Source organism: Shewanella sp. SR1 (genome assembly GCF_020447145.1).
Classification (GTDB): domain Bacteria; phylum Pseudomonadota; class Gammaproteobacteria; order Enterobacterales; family Shewanellaceae; genus Shewanella; species Shewanella baltica.
On record NZ_JAJAEF010000076.1, the window covers coordinates 1 to 560 of the forward strand.

1 protein-coding gene is annotated in these 560 nt (G+C 68.8%); it reads left to right on the forward strand.

Annotated features, from left to right (window positions below; genetic code table 11):
* Positions 1–146: 146 nt before the first annotated feature.
* Positions 147–560 (forward strand): ABC transporter substrate-binding protein (locus KV201_RS22425; RefSeq protein WP_226060665.1); only part of this gene is annotated, 414 nt, incomplete at its 3' end.

The following is a 560-nucleotide window of genomic DNA, read 5'->3' on the forward strand; positions in this document are numbered from 1 at the left end:
GCGGGCGTGGGGCGCCATCTCACGCCGGTTCGGCCCTCCCGCCGCGCCAGCCGCCGCGAGCGCCCAAGGTTCCACCCAAGACACACCTGCACCCAACGAAAGGACCCACAGTGGTACATCTCACTAGATCAAGGACCAGAGCGATCGTGGTCGGCGCCCTCGCGGCCGGCCTCGTGCTCTCCGGCTGTTCAGCGAAAAGCAGCGGCGGCGGCGGCAACGCCGAGGGCGACCTCCAGACCGACTTCGGCGTCACCGACGACACCATCACCCTCGGCGCCATGACCGACCAGTCGGCCGTGTACGCCGCCCTCGGCAACACGCTCGTCCAGGGCAACCAGCTCTACTTCGACCAGCGCAACGCCGACGGCGGTATCTGCGGGCGCACGGTGGACCTCATGGTGCGCGACCACGGCAGCGACGTGCAGTCGTCCGTCTCCCAGTTCACCGAGCTCGAGCCCCAGGTGCTCGGCTTCGTGCAGCTGCTCGGATCCCCGCAGGTGAACGCGGTCACGAGCGACATCGAGTCGGGTGAGATCCCCACCTTCATCGCCTCGTGGTCG